Origin of the sequence: Dethiosulfovibrio faecalis (assembly GCF_021568795.1) — a bacterium.
Classification (GTDB): domain Bacteria; phylum Synergistota; class Synergistia; order Synergistales; family Dethiosulfovibrionaceae; genus Dethiosulfovibrio; species Dethiosulfovibrio faecalis.
Genome location: NZ_JAKGUE010000001.1, coordinates 84,351 through 104,832, shown reverse-complemented (window position 1 = coordinate 104,832; position 20,482 = coordinate 84,351). Strand labels below are relative to the sequence as shown.

The window sequence follows — 20,482 nt, the reverse complement described above, 5'->3', positions numbered from 1 at the left end:
ATGTGCGGAGTTTTCGGCGCCTTTTCCGCCTCCGGCAATCCGGTCCTCGAGGAGGTCTACCTGGGCCTCTACGCCCTCCAGCACAGAGGACAGGAATCGGCGGGAGTAGCATGGATCGACGGAGAAAATCAGATAAGGACCATAAAGGGACAGGGCCTTGTACACCTGGCTTTGAACCAGGCGGAACTGTCGGGCATCCCGGCGAGCTCCGCCATAGGACACGTCCGCTACTCCACTGCCGGAGGCTCGGGACTGTCTAACGTGCAGCCCCTGGCGGCAAACTACTGCAGGGGCCCGGTGGCAATAGCCCATAACGGCAACATATCCAACGCCTCGGGGGTAAGAAGATACCTTGAGAACAGAGGGGCCATATTTCAGTCCACCACCGACACGGAGGTCATCCTCCACCTCATGGCCCACCAACCCCACAAAACGGAGCTGGACGCCCTGGTCGACTCTCTGAGAAAACTCAAGGGAGCATTCTCTCTCGCTGTGGCCCTGAAGGACCGCCTGGTGGCTGCCAGAGATCCCTGGGGATTCCGTCCCCTCGCCCTGGGCAAGAGAGACGACGTCTACTACATATCGTCCGAGAGCTGCGCCCTCGACCTGGTAGGGGCGGAGATGATCCGGGAGCTCGATCCGGGAGAGATCCTGGTGATAGACACAGACGGCCTCCATTCCCTCAGGATCCCGGTGGAGCCAAGGCGGAGATACCTCTGCGCCTTCGAATTCGTCTACTTCGCCAGACCGGACAGCCTGATAGCGGGACAATCGGTCTATCAGGTAAGAAAAGAGCTGGGCCGTAGATTGGCCAGAAGGTCTCCCTGCTCGGGAAACTGCGTTACTGGAATGCCCGACAGCGGAACGATAGCGGCCATGGGCTACGCCGAGGAATCGGGGCTAGCCTACGAGAAAGCCATAGTCAGGAACCGTTACTCCGGACGGACCTTCATCGAACCCACCCAGAGGGTGAGGGAGCTGGGTGTAAGGAAAAAGCTCAACCCGATAAGAGAGCTAATAAAGGGTCAAAGCCTGGCTGTGGTGGACGACTCCATAGTCCGTGGAACGACCTCCAGAAAGATGGTAGAGCTTTTGAGAAACTACGGCGCCTCGGAGATACACATGAGGATATCCTCTCCGCCGGTGCGTTTTCCCTGCTACTACGGCATAGACACCCCCACCAGGGAGGAGCTCGCGGCGGCCCGATCCAACGAAGAGGCCCTATGCGCCGAAATAGGGGCCAACTCGCTGGCCTATCTTACCGAGACGGACCTGGTAGAGGCCATTGGCCTGCCGGCCTGCGAGGTATGCACCGCCTGTTTCAGCGGATCCTACATGGAGGACGGAGAGAAATATGAAGAACTGGACATATGAGGAATCGGGAGTCACCATAGACGGAGGCAACCGCTGGGTCAAGCGGATAGGCGAGCTCATGTCCCAAAGACCCAAGGACCCTAACGTAGTAGGTGGAATAGGCGGCTTTAGCGGCCTCTACGACATGGGCGGAGGCTCTCTTCTGGCCGCCTGCTGCGACGGTGTCGGCACCAAGCTGGAGATAGCCGAGGCCGCGGGAAAACTCAAAGGACTGGGCCAGGACCTGGTGGCGATGAGCGTAAACGACCTGATAACCTGCGGAGCCAGACCTATACTCTTCCTCGACTACCTGGCCTGCGGCAAGCTGGACTCGGACAGACTCATCCCCGTAGTCGAGGGAGTCATGGACGCCTGTCTCGAATCGGGATGCGCTCTTCTCGGAGGCGAAACCGCCGAGATGCCCGGGGTGTACCCTCCCAACGGATTCGACCTGGCAGGCTTCGCTGTGGGAACTGTAGACAGAGAGGACCTCATAGACGGATCCTGCGTCGAAAGAGGCGACCTCATGATAGGGCTCGCAAGCTCGGGCATACACAGCAACGGCTACTCTCTGGTCAGAAAGGCACTGGAGAAAGAGCTCGCCGCCTCACTTCACGAAAAGATCGACCAACTGGGAGAGCCCCTCTCGGACGCCCTGCTAAAACCCACCAGGCTCTATCCCCGTCCGGTTCTCTCGGCTCTAAAAACCGGAAAGATAAAGGCGATGGCCCATATCACCGGAGGGGGCCTGGAGGAAAACATAGAGAGAGCCCTTCCGAAGGGAATGCTCCCCGAGATAGACTTCGACTCCTGGAACAGACCGGCCATATTCGACTACATCTCGGACAGAGGCGTGGACGAATCGGAGATGCGCAGGGTCTTCAACCTCGGAATAGGATACACCCTGGTGGTTGCCCCGGAAAATCGCGACGAAGTTACGGAAAAACTGAGAGAAAAAGGGGAGACCCCGGTGGTCTTCGGTACGGTGGCATGACCTCCATAGGACTGCTGATATCCGGCAGAGGCTCCAACATGGACGCCATCCTGGACCGAGTGGAATCGGGAGATCTGAAGGCCAACGTCTCCTTCGTGGCGTCGGACCGACCCGGAGCCCCCGGCCTGGAGAAGGCAGCCGCCAGAGGGATAAAGACCGAGCTACTGCCCTACGAAAACGGCAAAGAGGCGGCGGAGGAACATCTCCACCGCCTTTGGCGTCGTCACGACCTGGACTGGCTCGTACTGGCCGGCTTCATGAGAATACTCTCGCCGGGCTTCGTATCCTCTCACGCCGGAAGGATCGTGAACATCCACCCCGCCCTGCTCCCCTCCTTCCCCGGAGCCCACGGAATAGAGGACGCCTGGAACTACGGTGTAAAGGTGACGGGGGTAACGGTCCACCTGGTGGACGAACTGGTGGACCACGGAACTATCCTGTCCCAGATGCCGGTAAGGGTAAAACCGGACGATAACATGGAAACCCTGGAAAGAAGGATCCACCGAGCGGAACACAGACAATACTGGAGAACCCTGGAGAAACTCTTCTCCGGGATAATTCACACAGGAAAGGACGATTCCAGATGAAGAGAAGAGCCCTCATATCGGTCTACGACAAGACCGGAGTGGTCCAGTTCGCCAAGGCGCTATCCGAGCGAGGTTGGGAGATAGTCTCCAGCTCGGGAACCGCAAAGGCCATTGAAGAAGGCGGAGTCGAGGTCGTAGAGGTAGCCGACCTGACCGGAGTGCCCCACATGCTGGGAGGCCGGGTGAAAACCCTGCACCCGGCCATATCGGGAGGCATACTTGCCAGACGGGAACTCGAAAGCGACATGGCCGACGTCGACACCCACAGAATTCCCCTGATAGACATGGTGGTCTGCACCCTCTATCCCTTCGAGGAAACGGTCCGATCCGGCGGAGGGCTGGACGAGCTCATAGAGAAGATAGACATAGGCGGGGTAACCCTTTTGAGAGCTGCGGCCAAGAACTACCGCCACGTAACTGTGATATCTGACATTGCCGACTACGACTCCATAGTAGAGGAGCTGGACAAAGAGGGAGATATATCCGTATCCACCAGACAGTCTCTGGCCCTCAAGGCCTTCGCCCTCACATCGGGATACGACTCGGCCATAACCGCCGGTCTGTCCTCCGAGCTGGGCAGGGATATGGAGGAACAGGAAGAGATACCCTCGGACCTGCCTCTCAACCTTAAACTGGCTCAGCCTCTGAGATACGGTGAAAACCCCCATCAGACCGCCGGACTCTATCTGCCATCCCTCTCCGAACTACCATGGGAACAGCTGGCAGGCAAGCCCCTTTCCTACAACAACATACTCGACCTGGACGGAGCCCTAAGAGGAATGGCCATGATGCAAAAGGACGTCGGAGCGGTAGTGTTGAAGCACACCACCCCCTGCGGCATGGCGGTGGCAGACACAGTAGGAGACGCCTACGACAGGGCTTTCGAATGCGACTCTCTTTCGGCCTACGGCGGGGTCGTAGGGGTTACCAGGACGGTCGACCTCGACTCGGCCAAGAGGATAGGCGAACACTTCACGGAGATAGTCGCCGCCCCGGACTTCGACGAAAAAGCGGTCGAATACCTGACGAAACGCCGTCCCTCACTAAGGCTCATAAAGTGGAACGGAGGCCGGGTGATGCCCTGGCAGATCACCGGAACCTGGAGCGGACTGCTGGCACAGAAAGACCAGCTTCCTCCTCTGCCCTCCCCCGACTCGGGCGAGTGGATCGGCCCTAAAAGACTCGACCTCTGGGAGGACATGCTTCTGGCCTGGAAGGCAGCCTGCCTGTCCAAGAGCAACGCCGTCGCCATGGTCAAAGACGGAGCGGCGGTAGGAATAGGTATGGGATTTTGCAGCAGGGTCTTCGCCGTCGAGTTCGCCGCCTCCCAGGCGGGAGATAAGGCCAAAGGAGCTGTTATGGCCTCCGACGCATTCTTCCCCTTCGCAGACGGACTGGAAAAGGCGGCGGAAGCCGGAATCGTGGCGATAATCCAGCCCGGCGGCTCCGTCAGAGACGACGAGGTCAAGTCCAGAGCCGAGGAACTTGGCATATCCATGTTTCTCAGCGGCTGGCGGACCTTCAGGCACTGACCATGAAGGTACTCGTACTCGGCGGAGGCGGTAGAGAACACGCCATAGCCTGGGCCCTGGCTAAATCGCCCCTCTGCGACGAACTGCACGTCCTGCCGGGCAACCCGGGGATAGCCGGGATAGCCACATGCCACGAAGGGAATCCCTGCGACGGGAAATCGGTCGTAAAACTAGCCGAGGACCTCTCGATAAGCCTGGTCGTGGTGGGCCCGGAGGCGCCTTTGGTATCCGGCGTCTCCGACGAACTTCGCAGGGCCGGTATTCCGGTGTTCGGTCCGGGAAAGGCCGGAGCCATGCTGGAGGCCAGCAAGGCCTACTCCAAGGAATTCATGGCCAGACACGGCATACCCACCGCCCCGTTCAAAATATGCCGCAGCATGGACAAGGCGAGAGAGACCCTGGAGGGAAGGAAGCCCCCCTACATAGTGAAAGCCGACGGCCTTGCGGCGGGAAAGGGAGTTTTCATCTCCGACGACCTCTCCCAGGCGCTGGACTCCTGCAAAGAGCTCCTGGACGGATCGCTGGGCGAGGCCGGAAAGACCCTCGTGGTGGAAAACGGCCTTACGGGACGGGAGGTCTCTGTGATGATAATCACCGACGGAGAGACATGGAGACTCCTCCACACCAGCCAGGACCATAAAAGGGCCTTCGACGGGGACAGAGGCCCCAACACCGGAGGAATGGGAGCCTACGCTCCGGTTCCCTGGGTGGACCCCGAGATGACCAAAAAGATAGAGCAAGAGATCGTGGAGAAAACCCTGTCGGGACTGAAAAAAGACGGCATAGACTACCGTGGCGTCATATACGCGGGGCTGATGGTCTCTCCGGAGGGCAGGATCGACCTGCTGGAGTACAACGTCAGGCTGGGAGACCCGGAGACCCAGGCACTGCTTCCCCTCTTCGACGGCGACTGGCTGGAGGCCTGTCTCCGATGCGCCCAGGGAAAACTCTCGGAGGCCAAGTGGTCTCTCAAGGACCTGTGCTCGGTCAACCTGGTCATAGCCTCGGAAGGATACCCGGGCAGCTACGAAAAGGGATATCCCATAGAGGGACTGAACGACGAAGAGGAAGGAGTTACAGTCTTCCAGGCGGGAACGGCGCTTAAAAACGGCAAGACGGTTACGGCGGGGGGAAGGGTGCTTTCCGTGGTTGGCACAGGAGATACCCACGACGAGGCCAGAAAAAGGGCCTACGGAAAAGCCGAAAAAATAAAATTCCAGGGAGCTTTCTATCGAAAGGACATAGCGGCAAACACGGAGAGACCGAGGGAGGAAGACAGATGACCAAGGCAAAGATAGGCATAGTTCTGGGATCGGCAAGCGACAAAGCGATCGCCAAAAAAGCGGGAGACATGCTGGACAAGCTCCAGATCCCCTACGAGGTGACGGTGGCCTCCGCCCACAGAACCCCGGAGGACGCTGCGGCCTACGCCGCCAACGGAGAAAAACGAGGGCTAATGGCCATCATAGCCGTGGCGGGACTTTCCGCCGCCCTTCCCGGCGTGCTGGCCGCCCACACTTCCCTGCCGGTCATAGGGGTTCCGGTTTCCGCCGGAACCGTGGGAGGGCTGGACGCCCTCTACTCGGTGGCCCAGATGCCTCCGGGCGTTCCCGTGGCGTCGGTAGGAATAGACGGAGGGGCCAACGCCGCCCTTCTGGCTGCCAGGATAGTGGCCCTCCTGGACGAAAAAACAGCGAAAAACCTGGAAGACCTCCGGGTGGAACAGGCCGAAAAGGTCCGCAAATCCAGATCGACCCTGGAGCTTCCGGAGGTGCCGGAGGAAGCGTTTAAATAGCCCCAGAAAAAAGCAGTCTTCCCCGCCCTCTTGATAGAGGGCGGGGAAGACTGCTTTTCGACATGGACTTTAGTATTTTCTTTCATCCTGAATACCCAAGTTTTCCCTTATAGCATTCTGGAGGATAGATAACGTACAATATCCTTTTATAAATACTTCAGCTTCAAAAGCTCATCATCCAGTCCGTAGCGGACGACATCAATAGTATTACTCTGCTGTGAGATGTAGTCGCCTGTCAATACGGGTAATTGAAATGGGAAGAATGCCGGGTTGCTTTTCAATAATCCAAGAGCGGCTTTTCCTTCTTTATCAGCATATAGAGCGGCTTCGTATAAAAGAATTGTCAGGTTCGGTTCACTGACCGACGTCGGTTTGCATTGTTCATAGCAGCCTTTGGCATTGGAATCCTTTAACACGCCCCACGCAACAAAAGATCGGACTGTATACCGGGCATTTCTAGCCACCGTTTCCCTGTCGCCGTATTGCTCTTTGAGCCGGGAGAAAACTTGAACCTGTGTAATCTGATCTTGGAGGCTGAAAAGCCTCCCAGTCTGTTTTGCGACATTAAACCAGAAGGGATATGACGCAGAGATAACCGCCCAGTGATACGGAAGCCAGTTTCGGGGATTCTCATTCCGAATAAGTGCAAGAGCATGATCCCTAAAGGGAATTAAATCTTTATCCGGTGCAAACCACGATGCGAGGATACTGATAGCCATGCCATATGTTTTTTTACCTCTCTGACCGGTACCACCGCTTTGTTTTTGCGTTGCTAAAAATTCATCTAATTCCATTCTAATTTCTTTTTCCCTGAATCCAGCCAACATCATTTTAACAACATAGTCCATCCAGTGTTTTTGAATGGTCTGCTTGATGCCCAGTTTGTCGTGTCGCTTTCTCATTATTGTGTCCTCCTTTCTACTTTGATCAGAGGCACAATAACTTCTTCGATAGCAACACCTCCATGGCCGACAATCAACTTTCCTTCATCAACAAATGCATCATTCCCGGAGGCAACTAATGGGAAATAATTGTCTGGCAGCCCCGACGGAAGCCATTCTCGCGCAAAGGGAAATATAGAAGAGACCTGTGAGCGCAGTTCCGGTGTCGGATATATACGAACCCTTTCTCCACGGCTCTCCGCAATAGCACCTTCCGTTGGTCGTCCCTTGCCTATCGATTCTACGTTGCCATGATCTGAGGTTATCCAAATTTCATAGCCATGGTTACTCAGATAATTAAGCAGAGAGGTCAGGTATTCACCTCGGCACCATTGATCTATCTGATTATGCATGCCTGCCGCTCCGAGCTGCATTCCATGCATGATCTTGTCAACTTTATCGATTACCAGCCCAATGATCTTAGTATGTGCCGGATTGATTAAGTTATCCATAACGACCTCGGCATCACCATCTCCGAGACTGCGTTTATAAATGATCTCCAGCTTCGGAACATCATGGCCTTGCCAAAACTGTTTCCACAGTTTCTCTTCGCTGTTTGTTGAGTTGATGGAAGAGGGAAAATAAATCGGCGGCTTGCCTGAAAATATGGCTTGTCGTGAAACAGACGTGAGCGTTGGTATCCACGCGAACGTTGCTGATTCGCGCAGGACAAGATCGCTGTTTTGCTTCTGGATTATGTTTCGAACCGTTATCCACTGGTCCAGCGAAAGGCCATCTATAACCACCAGTGCTATCTTTTTATTCTTTTGATCTTCAATGGATCGGGCCAGATGTCGCGGCACGTGGTGCAACATTGCTGGAGTTGAGGGCGGTAGGTTTATAAGGCTAGCATAATGAGTTTCCAGCCAATCGGCAAAGCAGCTATTCAGCTTTTGACCTATTTCACTATAACGCTTCTTATACCGGGCATTGCTTGCCGTATGTATGAGCGCTGAAAGCTCCGCCCATTTCATGGAGAACGCAATCCAGTCAGTGTATCTCGAATCCGTCGATAAGTCGGCTGTATCAACAATCTCAAACAGCCGAGAAATCCTGAGACCCTCGCCATCTGATTGGGCTGCTGAAATACCGCTTAAAACCCACGAATCTTTCGCTATATCCATGCCGGGCAAGTCGACCGGTGTAAGTTTACCCTCAACAAATAAATTATCGATATAAACCCTAATATCTTGATGGTCGAAAGGAAGTATCACAGGCCCTTGGAACTTTAAGCCGTAGGCTTCAGAATCTTCTTTGACCTGATTTGCTTGATTCAGGTTTTCAAGGAATATTGGCCAGCGTTCCTGTATGAATACAAAGAACTGCTCTGCATCTGGAATGATCTGAGACAGACTCCAGCCTTTAAAACTTCCACTGCTTTCAAATACATCAACCAACCTATCTGCCAGCATTGATGGTATTGCCAAATTCCCGTAGTGTAACCGCAACAAAAAGCGGAGAAGCTCAACCTCTGTGGATATGAGTTCTGGTGCCACACCAAATACATGTCGAAGGATAAAATCCTTGGTGGTGTTGTCGCCCATGCGATCCGGTGGCGACTTGCGCTGGGCTTCATAAAGCAAGTCCAGCAAGCCCCGGTCGAGTTTCTCAATGACCGGGTAGCTCAGATTGGGGAAGAGGTCACCCAGGTTGAACGACAGTTTGCGGCCAGCCTGGAGCAGGTCGTAAGGCAGCGATTCCAGCTCAGCATTCTGCAAGCGAAGGACCACAACCAAATCGGTATATTCGCCCCGGTCCCAAATGGATCGATATTTCGACTCATAGGCATATCTGAACTCCATGGGGTCATTAAACTCGATGAGATCAAACCCACGGTCTCGCAGCCCCATTGCCAGTTTTTCCTCGGTCAGCAGGCAATCAGGATCAGATACCAGCGTCAGTTTGGCGACATTCGGTACAAAATTTTCAAGGATGGTGCTTCGCCAGCTACTCACAAATACCTCCATTTTCAATATTGAGCATTAACAGCGGCCGCATTTCCGGTACTATTTGTCGGGCGGACTTAAGCTCGCTGCGCCATTGTAATTCATCTTCATTCAAACGGGCCAGTCTGAACTGTCGAACTTCCGGCAATCCCAACCGTTTGATGGCTTTACGACGTGATGTAAAGGCAATCATACCGCGCTCTTCTTCACGGGATAATGCGGCAAAATGAGCTTCCTGCATCGTCTCAAAAAGCTCCTGTCCGACCTTTTCGGCTGCCCACAGAAGTTTTTCGCCAGCCACAATGGACTCTTTTGAACCTTTCAGGCTATCTATGCGAAGATCATTGGTTAACAACTGATCCCAGATATGCCTTGCGGTTGGCATGAACAACTTTTCCTCATTGCTCATGAAAACCGGGAAGTAACTCCGTCTTGTCAGAGGAACTCTGATTTGAAAGTTATCAGGTTGCCCCACAGACAAGCGGATTTCAAAAAGGCCCCACAGACCTGAAACGATTTTAGGGAGTCCGTTTATAGATACACAAGGCAAAGGCTGTCCGGGAATGAACTGCGGCAGATTCATGGCCAAGCCGCGAATCCAAGCATTTTCAAGCGACAGGAGGTCCCCATCGGTTGAAAGGTCTCTAGACTGGAAGACCGCACTTTGCACCTTTTCGCCATCTGGCCATGTGAAATTCCAGCCAAGCAGATCCTTTTCCAATTTACACTCTTTCGTTTGCAGATAATGGGTCGTCATCTGTTCGATCCAGTAAGGCAGAGGATGGCTGCGCAGTTTTTCCATCGCCGCTAGGTCCGGCTCTTCAGATATTCCATATACAGCACATTGCTCTCGAACCCGCTGCATTTCTTCCTGAAGGTTCTGCACCGTCTGATCGACCTCGGCATCCAGGTCAGAGTCCTCCATAATGACGTGAGTCATCATCTTTTCGATCACCTCGCCGGACAGTGAGGTGTCCAGAATGTCATTGGTTTTATCGATACCCATTTCATTCAGAATGATGGAAAGCTTGGTTTGAATCACTTCCCGCACCCGGCCTTCAACAGAGTTTTCATATAAAAAGTTGACTGCCCGGACTATTTTGCTTTGACCAATACGGTCGACACGACCGATCCGCTGTTCAATACGCATAGGATTCCACGGCAAATCGTAGTTAACCACTACATGGCAGAATTGTAGATTCAGACCTTCACCACCAGCATCTGTTGATATAAGAATCCGAGCATTATCACGAAAATCACGCTGAGCCATCCGTCGTTCATCCATGCTCATGGAGCCGTTCAATATGGCGCAAGGTATGCCTCGCTCCTCAAGAAAAGTTTGGAGCATAACCTGCGTTGGAACAAATTCGGTAAAAATCAGCAGTTTCAGCTGGTCGTCATTTTCCTCTCCTTGTAACTGAAAGATGAGGCTCATCAGAGCCTCTGTTTTGACATCAGGCCCGGCTATTTCAGCGGACCGGGCAAGATCCAGCAGAGCATTCACCTCCGCCATCTCTTTGGCTCTGCCTGGTTCGTTCACCTCAACCAACAAGTCCAGCTGCGTCTGTCCATCAAGGTCTGTGAAATCCTCAAGTTCTTCTTCGCCTGGGGATGCATGAGTTTCTCGCAAGTTTTCCAGCGCATGCAGCCTTCGTTCCAATGTACAGCGGATTGCGTAAGAGCTTGAGGTGACAATTCGCTGCAGAAGAACCATCAGGAACCCGATGTGTGGTTTTCGGTCCTTTATCGCGCGGTTATAGCCTTTTTTCACGTAGTCAGTAACCGCATCGTACAAAGCCACCTGTGCCGGATTTCGTTCCAGATCCACACCTAACGTCTGTGTGATTCGCGGCAGAAACAGCGGCTTGCCCTCTGCCGTCACCGCCTTGCGCTTTTCGGTCCGTATTACAAACTCAGAAACTTTGTCACGGGTCACGCTTTCCAAATCAGGGAAAGCCATCGGATCAAGCAAACTCATCAGACGCTGAAAGGCATCGGATTTCCCTTGATGAGGTGTTGCCGACAAAAGGAGGAGATACGGTGCCGCCTCGGCGAGTCCTTGTCCCAGTTTGTAGCGAGCCACCTGATCGGTACTACCACCCATTCGATGTGACTCATCCACGACGATCAAATCCCATTGGCCCTGGACCAGTCTCTCGTAACGATTCCGGTTGTACGCCCGAATCTTTTCTTTTGACCAACCTCTACGACGCGCTATCGGTTTAACAGAATCCAGCGTCACTATTGCCTGAGAAAACCGCATCCACGGGTTGTAATCACTTATGTGATCTGTTTTTCCGATGACGTACTGACCCGGCCGTTCCAAACGTTCCAAAGCATCCAGATCGCTCGGGTTAACCAAGGAAAAGGATTCATTGAAATGGGTACTCATCTCTGACACCCACTGCATGGCCAGACTCTTTGGAGCCACCACCAATGTACGACGAACCAGACCGCGTAATTTCAACTCACGCATCACAAGCCCGGCTTCGATGGTTTTTCCAAGACCGACTTCATCAGCTAACAGGTAGCGGACACGATCACTGGATATTGCCCGTGAGAGTGCGTGAATCTGGTGAGGCAGCGGGATCACGTTTGACTCCATAGGAGCCAGCAAGACATGCCCGTCAGATCCTCTGGAGGATCCTTCCAAAACCTCGGCCACCTTGGCCGCTGCTGAGATATAGGTTATTCGGTGACCTTCAATTCTCGGATGCCAGTCGCTCGACAGCGACTGCAGGTCAGATTGGGAAACTCGAACAACTGCATCCTGATTCGGCAACCAGACACGGCATACCGTCTGCCCCCACAATGTCTGTTCATCAACAACCTTGCAGGCGCTTTTGTGTATGGTGCTGTACTTCCACATATTACTCATAGACAACGATCTCCATCGACGCCAAATTAGTCACTCGGATCCTCCCATGCTTTTAAAAGTCTGAAACCGTGTTCAGAAATAACATATTTCTGGTTGCTGGCCTTGGGATTTTCAGGGTTTGTCATTTGGATCAGTTTTTCTGACAATAATTTCTCAAGACTACGCTTGAAATTACCGGTCCTGGATTTATAACCAGCGGCTTTAGTGAGTTCCTTGGCTGATTTCTCGTTTTCTACTAATGCAAACAAAATTTTTCGCTCTGTAGATGTCAGGCTTACATGGGCCTCGACTTGGGCCTCTTGTTCCTCAACATAGGCCTCGACTTGGGCCTCTTGTTCCTCAACATAGGCCTCGACTTGGGTCTCGGCCTGAAACCTCTGTCTCATAACGGGTGTTAGTTCAAAGAGGCTATCTGCCAGTTTTACCAGCAAAACCTGATTAACCAGCTGATTTGCCACATCAGTACAGGTGGAGACAGGTTTGTTAATGACAGCTCTTATTTCACTCAGAGAAAACGGTGTAAACTTTTTACATGCAAATGCAAACACAGCGGCTTCATCTTCAGAGAGATGAACGCCGATAGCTTCTTGGAACTTTCGTTGATAGTTTGAAATCAATATTTCCTTTTTTAAAATAAGTTCGAAAGCTTTCTTTGGTTTATCATTGATAATCTCGGGAGGAACATGACCCAATCCCCGCCATGACTTGAACACATCACGCAAACCCCAACCAGCGTTTTCACTGAATCCTATTCGCCTGAAAGCACTGACAATCAGTGGATTTCTTGTCTCTTTTTCGCCGGGATCGAGTAAATCTTCGACTGAAGCAAACGCATCACCTGGATTCCAGAAGCGGGTTAAATCAGAAAAATGCTGAATAACAGGCTTGCGGACATGATCCGAGTAATCCTGATGAATCAACATATTTACAATGGCTTCACGGAAAGGAATGTAGTCAACAGGCTGGTCCTTCCGCTGCATGGTTCTGGGATCAACTTCAAAAGGAATTTCTGCAAAGCGATAATACCATTCCATGATCGAGGCCCAAGTCTGTATAAGATTGTAATCGCAAACGATCCGATCATGCCAGCGCTCAATACCGATGGCATCGGACTTATAGAGATAACGCTGGCAGTCAATAATCGGCCTTGGCAGAAAACCTCTCAGATAGCCATCCTGACCAAATAGAAGTATGGAAGCAACGGTTGGTTTTCGACCCGATTCAGTCTCTTTAACCAAGCCAAATTGAAACAAAAACTCTTCATCATCTAAATCAGCATAACTTCGTGTTCCAGCTTTTTCTTCATATTGGCGACGATACCAGGCAATATCCTTTGAGTTGAAGCATTTACCGATATCATAATTAACAGTGCCACCATCATATCGATCCTTTGACGCATCGCTCAGCAGGCGTTTCAATTCTGCATCAGAGCATTTGACATCACATGCACCTTTGCGGAGAAAGCTTCTTTTCATATCACCACTCAGGTAAACTGGTTTTTCAGAACGATTTGCTTCCGGGATATAAAAAATAAGCAGGTCTTTTTCCGAAACCGTTTTCAAGTCCTCTTTTACATCGATGATGCAACTGATTTTGTCCTTTTGCCTGAGAGCTGTAATGAAATCGTTCTGAACCTTGTCTACATCTATGACCCCAACAACCTCGAAATCGGAACCATCTTTTTTTACACCAAAAACAAGGTGCCCACCTTCAGTATTAGCAAAGGCAGAGACAGATTCATAAGCACTCTTAGGAACTGAAGTTCGGGCTTCTTTAAACTCAACATCCTTCCACTCATGCTGATTAAGAAGATCAAAAATTTCTTGTTCCGTCATTACTCGTCTCCCACCCGTGTAACCGCTTGGTCGTACCACATGAGCAGCTTGGGATCTTCCTCAAGCACGTTGTTCGGGATTTTTTCGGCTACGGCGATAATCACTTTATAGTCCCGTTCCTGCCACGCTTTCTTGAATCCAGCGCGAACCGCCTCAAGCCGGAATATTTTGAGCTTCTTTTTGGCCTGCTTGTATTCTTCAAACTCTTTCAAGAGGGCTTTTTCGCGCAGTTTTTCAAGGTCCCCCGCTTTGTTAGGATCGGGCACATACCAGCGATTTTTGGCTTTGGCGACTAACGCCGGATCCTCTTTCGGCAGATTACGCATATCCTTCCAGTTACTGGAGAGGTAGCTGTGGATCTGGTCGGGAACGGGGCCTTTGCCGTCGTATGCCAGGAAGTTCTGCTCCAGCAGTGTGGAGAGCTCCAAGCCTATCTCACTTTTGCTCCAGCCACCAATCTCCTTCATAAAGAGTGGATTGATATCCTGAAAGCTCTGCGGCTTGTCACGCAAAAGACTGCGAAGCCATTCGATGGCCGATGCTTCATCGGAAATAAACAGCGACTGTTGCAGTGGCCTGCCGCCACCGATCATCTTCTTACGGTCGTATTCCGCCACCTGTTCCGGCAGGAAGTACATGCCATCACGCTCGGGGAAACGTTGTGATAAGCCAAGCTGAAAATCTTGGCTGTCGATGGGAACGTTGTAGCCTTTGCGCACGTAATAGGCAATAACCTGATCGTAAAGGATTCGTGGGTCACGTTCAGGTATTGCGACAAAGTCCAATCCCAGTTTTTTAGTTACTGGTAGGTATTTTAAGTGAGTTTGGATGAAATCCCAGACACCCTCTTCAGATTTAGCCTCTTCCTCGAACCTCTCTTCAAAGCCACCATTGGGTTTATAGGCTGAGATAACAAGGTCTTGTTTAACAGCTGTTAACGTTGTTACTGCCTTAAAACTTCCTTGCTTCTTATCGAGGGCCGAAACGTTTGCTACAATAAATCCAGCTTCAGTAAGGGCTGTTTGGATACTACTCCAAACCGATGCTTTGGTGTTTGAAAACTCAACCGTCATCCAGCGACCAGGCTTTAGCACTCGGTAGGCTTCTTTGAAGCAGCCAGCCATTAAGTTTCGATACTCTGTAGCGCCCTTGCCTTGAACAGAGTTTTCAATAGCCTCTGGCACGTTATTCGTCCATACTTTTAACCATGATTCCCAAATGAAGCTAAGCTCTGAGTAATTGAGATTGGCTCCGAAAGGTGGATCCGTAAAGATGTAATCCACACTGTTGTTGTTATAATCAATCCAATTAGCGGAACTCGTTGAAAGCGGGTGCCTCAAGAAGTTCGCAAATAATTTTTTTTTGCGAATATTCTTATTGAATACGTCCACTGCAGAGACCAATACTGAAATTTCTTTAATCAAAGATGGAATGTATAATGTTCCTGCCATTGGGCCACCCCCAGCACCCGCTATTCCACCCGCCCATCTATATCTATAGAGTTTTGTTAACGTCCACCACATAGCAAGTTGACTAATCAAAAAACTTGAAGAGCTTCTTATTCTAACAGCAGCTAACACACATAAATTTCTTTTTGTATAGAAATGATGCACATGGGTGATACCAGCAGGATCATTGCGGCGGGTTTCTTTTCCTTTCATCATGCGATAATTTGGAAACCAGTAATGGATTTCGCTGTTCTCAATTTTCTCAATCAGTGTTAAATCGTTTTTATCCGGACTTTTTTCAAAACGACCACTCTGGTCTTTTATCGAATAATTAATAATAACGGGCACTTGCTTTGCCTGTTTAACAGAATCATTCAGGGCGGAATCAAATTTCGTTGTCCAGGCACGTTCCATTTTTCGTTTAGTTAATTCAGCGTGACAATGTGGACATGGGAAAGAGTCTCTAACTTTTCCTGCTTCTTTATCGACCGCGGCATCCCAAAACACAACCTCACCAGCACATTCAGGGCAAACGAACACATCACTCCACACAGCATAATTAATCTTGCCTTTCGTCTTACCATCCGTATGAAGTGTTTCATACATCCAGCCGCATTCCTCTTCCACTTCAGCGAGAATACGTTTTGCCTCCCTCTCAAATGCATAAACATCAACCGGTGTGTTGTAGTTGTAAGCGATAAAGGTAGCCGCAGGAGACAGGTCATTTAACACGGCCTTGCGAGCGCCGAGTTTTGAGAAGGGTTTCCATACTTTTTTGCCATCCTCATCAGTCTCTTCCTGAAGAATAGTACCATCTGGTTTCACTTGATAACCAAGCGACGTGACCACATCCCGATCACCACACATCTGGGCAGCCACACCTGTCATTCCGGTTCCACAGAAACCATCAAAAACAATGTCGCCCGGTTCGGTGTAATGCAGGATGTAGCGCATAATTGCTTTGTGAGGCACCTTGGTATGATAGGAGTGAGCATTGTAGATCGGGTCGTTTTTTCCTTCACTGACATCAGCTGCAAAAGGCTCCCGATGATAATGATAATCCGCTGGCTTTTCCGGCTTCTGCCTTTCCCATTCATCAATAAAATCGGCAATCCATGGGTTCGGGCAGGCGGTGTAATATGGCGGATCGCTCAGTTTTAGGATGTCCTCATCTTCACCGATCGGAAAGCCCTCAATCTTGCGGAATTCCGGATCCTGCAGTTTTTTGCGCAGTTCCTCCGTAAAGTGGGCACGCCTGGCGTCGTCGTTTTCAAATTCCAGACCGAGGCATTTCACCGGCCCATCATCTGACACAACCTCTTCATCGAAAAGGTTTCCGCCGTCAGGTTTGCCGAGAGCGACGTTTTTCTTCAATAAATTCTTTTTTTTGATCATATTTTATATCCCGCCCGTCTGGTATTATTCCATTACGATTCGCACATTAGCCGGATCCTGGCCTTTGGTCAGCTGATCGATGAAATCGTCGAACCGTTTTTTGATTTCCGCAGGTGTTGCCGGGCCACTTTCAATCTGCAATGCTTTTTGTATCTCCTGCGCATTAACCGATACTTTTACCAATCCTGACAGCACTTCTTTCAGGGCGTGGACAAAGTTTGTATCCAACGGAACCGGAAGCTCCCCGGATTTGATAAAGGCTTCCAGCGGCTCACGATCCTCCGCCTTCAGTAGATCCATGTTAGCTTGAGTAATTGGATCTTCCAGATTAGCCAAAAGAGTTGAAGTCCACTTACCCACCATGGCATCGAGATCGTTATCCATCTGATCGATCATCTGTGATCCTTGGGCGACACCAGTTTCCACCGATGGGCGGAACCCGCAGTGAGGACAGACCGGTGTGGTATCCAAATTCCCTTCGGTCAAGGCAAAGCAGCTTTTCAGCCCGGCCAACCGGTTCTGGTAATCAATGAGTTGCTGTCTCGGCATCAGATCGACACCTGCCAGCTTAAGGAGCGTCTGCAGTCGATGGTCTTCCACCAAGGCTGCTTTGCGTTTGTCGTCGTTTACGCCCAGTCGGGCCTTGGTATGCAGGCCGATGTAGACAACGATGTAGTCTTTTTTAAGCTGCTGAAGTTTTGCCCCGATAACCTGGGACTGGTTCGCCAGCTTTGTCAGGTCAGTCTGATTGAGCATTTCCAGTACATCCTGCCGGGTGGTTTTCATGCGGTTCACCCAGTTATGCTCTGGAGGTAGGACGCCCTCGGCGGTTGAAAGCCATGAGGCCGTCGGACTGTGGTCCATGACAAATTTTCGCAGAGCATCTAGATCATCCAGCGCTTTTACCGCTTTTTCATGGGCCTTCACTTCGTCCATGCTGTAGCGGAAATTCTTCAATTTGCCCGGTGATGTGTAGGCTTGGAGCGACTCAAGGAACGTCTTGGCAGCATCCAGTCCAGATACCTGATTGGCCAGATCGGTCCCGGCAAGAAGATCAAGTCCCCAGAAGGAAAGCCCTTCACGCAAGGCCTGTTGTGTCATCACGATCCGTTTAACCAGTTTTCCTACGGCTTGCTGCAGATCCTGAATCGGTTCTTCTTTGCCTTGAGTAATCAGCTGGGCCATTCCAGGTGTCATGCCGAGAAGTTCGAACATAGACTTGAGTGCCGGGAGATTCCATTCCTTGGGTTGCTCAATGTGCTTGAATCGGATGAGTTCATCCATTCCAGTTGCCGCAAGCTGCTGGAGTCCGGTAGCGTCGAACTTCTTCCCAGGGATAGACAGAACGATGTCGCCGGAGTAAACCAGAGCGGCTATCAGTACCGTTACCCATTCCGGTTCAAGACGAGAGCTATCCGGATTCATATATTCCAAACCGTGATCGTCCTTGATGATTTCATTCCGGTTGACGACCTGGCCGTGACCTTTGGCCTTTACGATGTCGAGGATGAAACTTATGTATTTGGATTTGTAAGGGGCTATCTTTTCTCCATCCAGAAGTTCCAAGGCATCTAGTACAGCCGTTGCCTGTTTGGTTCGGTTCTGGCCGCCGATTGCCCGGAGAGCATCTTGGGCCGCTTGGGCCCTGTTGCTCTCGGTAATCAGGACGGGAAAAAACGGGTACTCGGGTGCCTGATTTTCAAAGTTAGGTGCAAGGCACACTCCGGCAATGGTGTTAACAAGATCCCGGAAGTTGATGGTTTCGTGCGGTGATAGACCTGAAATGTCTCTGATGGACTTGCCTTTTGCCCATTCCGTCATGGATTTGGCCCGGCCCTGATAGGTAACCTCGAAGGCCTCCAACATATGTTTTTGCAGCCATTGCACCAGTTTTTTCAGGAAGCCATTCGCTTTGGCGTCATAGGTGGCCTTGGCATGGCCTGAAGATGTGCCCGCTAAGTCGAGGGCTGCGGCATAGCTTTTCAGAGATGTCTGGAATTCTTCACCGGTATCCTTTGACGGCTTTAAGCGGAAGAAGACCTCGTCGCTGACCTTATCATCTTTAAATCGTGGTGGGTCGTTTGGCTGAATGAAGTAGATATAAAAATCCCGGGTCGGTACGGCAGTAGATCGCTCGTTGGGTGCACCGAAAAAGAGGTAGCCGGTGCGGGCAGCCTTGTGCTCCTGCCAGACCAGTTCGTGCTGCCATATTTTGTAACCGGTCACATAGGTCGAGTCCTGGCATTCCATGACTCGTTTTAAGGCTTCGTAATAGAATCGATCGAGCTGTGCATCACCCAAGCTCTCGGCCCGTTTGTCGATCAGGGCATCAAAATCGTCGATTTTCTTTAGGTCAAGATAGAACTGGCGGTTATCAGCGTTAAAGGAGATAAACTGACCACTGACGGTTTTATGTATTTCTCGAAGAACGGTTTCAACGTGGGTCTGCAAGTCCCTATCGGGCTCATCGCTGCCAAGTTCTGCAATCAATGGATCAAACAGACAGAGACGGTCGCGCAGTTCCTCTGCGCTGGCTCCCATTGGCGCGTAGATATCACCAGTGGTTAGGCGGTGGACGGATAACGCGTGGATCAGGCGCAGTGCCATGGGTTTGTATTGCTTGCGGGTGATGGCGTTTTCGATCCGTGATTCCAACACTTGACTACAGTCAATCACCTCCCGGATTTCTGGGATAGCCCGGAAGGATGGATTTTGTTTTAAGGTATTCCAGTAGCTGTCAAAGGCGATCAGGCCGGGCTCGTTGTCCGGGACGTCTTTATCCAAAAAGCCCTTCATGCCTATGGATAGGGTTTTGAGGACTTCACGCTTTTCGACAACGGTCACTCTTTCGAACGTATCTATGTAATCAGGGTGTATCGGAAACAGCCGGACAAATTCGTCCATGCGCTCGTTCATGCCACCGTAATATTTTGCAAACGGGGTGAGATAATCTCTGATCTTTGCCTGTTGTTCTGTGGTTTTCTTTAACAGACGCTCCGAGACCACAAACTTAACGTCGTTTCGGGCAATAAGTATCTGTTCAAACCGGTCTTTTACCCGACGAATGCTGTCAGCGACAAAGGCGAATCTCGGGCTGTCAAATATGGCTTCCTGCACACCGGCCATAAAACGGAAGCGAAGGTCCTTGCAAACCTCGCCGACTTCGCGAAGGAAGTTCAAATCGAGGATAAGCTCCTGATCCTTTCGAGTCCTCAGATAATCCAGTAGCTCATCGACTACCAGTAGGAGACCTTGTTCAGGAAAAACTTCGCCAAACTTGGACATCATGTCTTCAAAAACCCGCTTATGGCTGGTGATTGTTCCCGAGTCCGGGAAGAGGTAACTTACGCCCATATTCTCGAGATGCTCTTCCAGCTCTGCCACCAGAATATCTCTGAGTGACATGGTCGTTGCTCCAATTTCTGTACGGATGACCTTAAATTTACCGGCAATCTTTTCTGCGTCCGACTTAACGCTTTCGTGGTTTAGACTGTCAAGCAGAGATGCATCGGCAGCAATACTGGAAACGACAGACATCAAGTGAGATTTACCGGTACCGTAATTACCGACCACCAAGAGGCCTTTGTTATCTAGAGGCTGTTCAAACTGAAGCTGAGGAATTACAAGGCGAACCATTCGCTCTGCCATTTCATCAGAAATTACGTAGGTATCAACCAGTTGATGAGCAGCACTTTTTTTGTCAGCATCCCGTAGCTGAACGACCGATTCTATCGGATCAAATTGAATTAGCTCTCCGTACTTCATATTAGTCTACCCT

12 protein-coding genes are annotated in these 20,482 nt (G+C 51.1%); 6 read left to right on the top strand and 6 right to left on the bottom strand.

From position 1 onward, the window contains the following. The 6 genes from purF to purE are packed head-to-tail and all read left to right on the top strand — an operon-like array spanning window position 1 to window position 6,261. Window positions 1-1,374 (top strand): amidophosphoribosyltransferase, encoded by a 1,374-nt coding sequence (purF, locus tag L2W58_RS00560; RefSeq protein WP_236098680.1) that lies wholly within the window; start codon window positions 1-3, stop codon window positions 1,372-1,374. Then, window positions 1,355-2,347 carry a phosphoribosylformylglycinamidine cyclo-ligase gene (gene purM, locus L2W58_RS00555; protein WP_236101009.1) on the top strand — a complete coding sequence of 331 codons (993 nt, stop codon included), beginning with the start codon at window positions 1,355-1,357 and terminating at the stop codon, window positions 2,345-2,347. Before purF ends, purM begins: the two co-directional genes overlap by 20 nt. Then, complete coding sequence (gene purN / locus L2W58_RS00550) at window positions 2,344-2,934, top strand: phosphoribosylglycinamide formyltransferase (protein ID WP_236101008.1); 591 nt, start codon at window positions 2,344-2,346, stop codon at window positions 2,932-2,934. Before purM ends, purN begins: the two co-directional genes overlap by 4 nt. Beyond that, complete coding sequence (purH, locus tag L2W58_RS00545) at window positions 2,931-4,466, top strand: bifunctional phosphoribosylaminoimidazolecarboxamide formyltransferase/IMP cyclohydrolase (protein WP_236101007.1); 1,536 nt, start codon at window positions 2,931-2,933, stop codon at window positions 4,464-4,466. The genes purN and purH overlap by 4 nt, the downstream gene beginning before the upstream one ends. A gap of 2 nt (window positions 4,467-4,468) precedes the next feature. Continuing rightward, window positions 4,469-5,749: a phosphoribosylamine--glycine ligase gene (purD, locus tag L2W58_RS00540; protein ID WP_236101006.1), complete on the top strand. Its 1,281-nt coding sequence runs from the start codon at window positions 4,469-4,471 to the stop codon at window positions 5,747-5,749. Continuing rightward, window positions 5,746-6,261 carry a 5-(carboxyamino)imidazole ribonucleotide mutase gene (gene purE, locus L2W58_RS00535; protein WP_236101005.1) on the top strand — a complete coding sequence of 172 codons (516 nt, stop codon included), beginning with the start codon at window positions 5,746-5,748 and terminating at the stop codon, window positions 6,259-6,261. Before purD ends, purE begins: the two co-directional genes overlap by 4 nt. A 146-nt stretch (window positions 6,262-6,407) precedes the next feature. Here the strand turns inward: purE and L2W58_RS00530 are convergent, their stop codons facing one another. The 6 genes from L2W58_RS00530 to L2W58_RS00505 are packed head-to-tail and all read right to left on the bottom strand — an operon-like array spanning window position 6,408 to window position 20,469. Then, window positions 6,408-7,163 carry a hypothetical protein gene (locus tag L2W58_RS00530; protein WP_236101004.1) on the bottom strand — a complete coding sequence of 252 codons (756 nt, stop codon included), beginning with the start codon at window positions 7,161-7,163 and terminating at the stop codon, window positions 6,408-6,410. Continuing rightward, entirely contained in the window at window positions 7,163-9,157 is a 1,995-nt protein-coding gene (gene pglZ / locus L2W58_RS00525) for a BREX-3 system phosphatase PglZ (protein WP_236101003.1), read from the bottom strand. The genes L2W58_RS00530 and pglZ overlap by 1 nt, the downstream gene beginning before the upstream one ends. Further along, entirely contained in the window at window positions 9,150-12,026 is a 2,877-nt protein-coding gene (locus L2W58_RS00520) for a DEAD/DEAH box helicase (RefSeq protein ID WP_236101001.1), read from the bottom strand. Before L2W58_RS00520 ends, pglZ begins: the two co-directional genes overlap by 8 nt. A gap of 26 nt (window positions 12,027-12,052) precedes the next feature. Then, the gene (locus L2W58_RS00515) at window positions 12,053-13,861 is read right to left on the bottom strand and encodes an RNA-binding domain-containing protein (RefSeq protein ID WP_236101000.1); all 1,809 of its coding nucleotides are present in this window, start codon (window positions 13,859-13,861) and stop codon (window positions 12,053-12,055) included. After that, a complete protein-coding gene (locus tag L2W58_RS00510) occupies window positions 13,861-16,704 on the bottom strand; it encodes a DNA methyltransferase (RefSeq protein WP_236100999.1) in 2,844 nt (947 codons plus the stop codon). Before L2W58_RS00510 ends, L2W58_RS00515 begins: the two co-directional genes overlap by 1 nt. A 24-nt stretch (window positions 16,705-16,728) precedes the next feature. Further along, window positions 16,729-20,469: a DUF6079 family protein gene (locus L2W58_RS00505; protein ID WP_236100997.1), complete on the bottom strand. Its 3,741-nt coding sequence runs from the start codon at window positions 20,467-20,469 to the stop codon at window positions 16,729-16,731. Between the last annotated feature and the right edge of the window lie 13 nt (window positions 20,470-20,482).

Bases quoted from the DNA above. Each gene is read 5' to 3' on its own strand.
- purF (WP_236098680.1), top strand. From the start codon at position 1: ATGTGCGGAGTTTTCGGCGCCTTTTCCGCCTCCGGCAATCCGGTCCTC.
- purM (WP_236101009.1), top strand. From the start codon at position 1,355: ATGAAGAACTGGACATATGAGGAATCGGGAGTCACCATAGACGGAGGC.
- purN (WP_236101008.1), top strand. From the start codon at position 2,344: ATGACCTCCATAGGACTGCTGATATCCGGCAGAGGCTCCAACATGGAC.
- purH (WP_236101007.1), top strand. From the start codon at position 2,931: ATGAAGAGAAGAGCCCTCATATCGGTCTACGACAAGACCGGAGTGGTC.
- purD (WP_236101006.1), top strand. From the start codon at position 4,469: ATGAAGGTACTCGTACTCGGCGGAGGCGGTAGAGAACACGCCATAGCC.
- purE (WP_236101005.1), top strand. From the start codon at position 5,746: ATGACCAAGGCAAAGATAGGCATAGTTCTGGGATCGGCAAGCGACAAA.
- L2W58_RS00530 (WP_236101004.1), bottom strand. From the start codon at position 7,163: ATGAGAAAGCGACACGACAAACTGGGCATCAAGCAGACCATTCAAAAA.
- L2W58_RS00520 (WP_236101001.1), bottom strand. From the start codon at position 12,026: ATGAGTAATATGTGGAAGTACAGCACCATACACAAAAGCGCCTGCAAG.
- L2W58_RS00515 (WP_236101000.1), bottom strand. From the start codon at position 13,861: ATGACGGAACAAGAAATTTTTGATCTTCTTAATCAGCATGAGTGGAAG.
- L2W58_RS00510 (WP_236100999.1), bottom strand. From the start codon at position 16,704: ATGATCAAAAAAAAGAATTTATTGAAGAAAAACGTCGCTCTCGGCAAA.
- L2W58_RS00505 (WP_236100997.1), bottom strand. From the start codon at position 20,469: ATGAAGTACGGAGAGCTAATTCAATTTGATCCGATAGAATCGGTCGTT.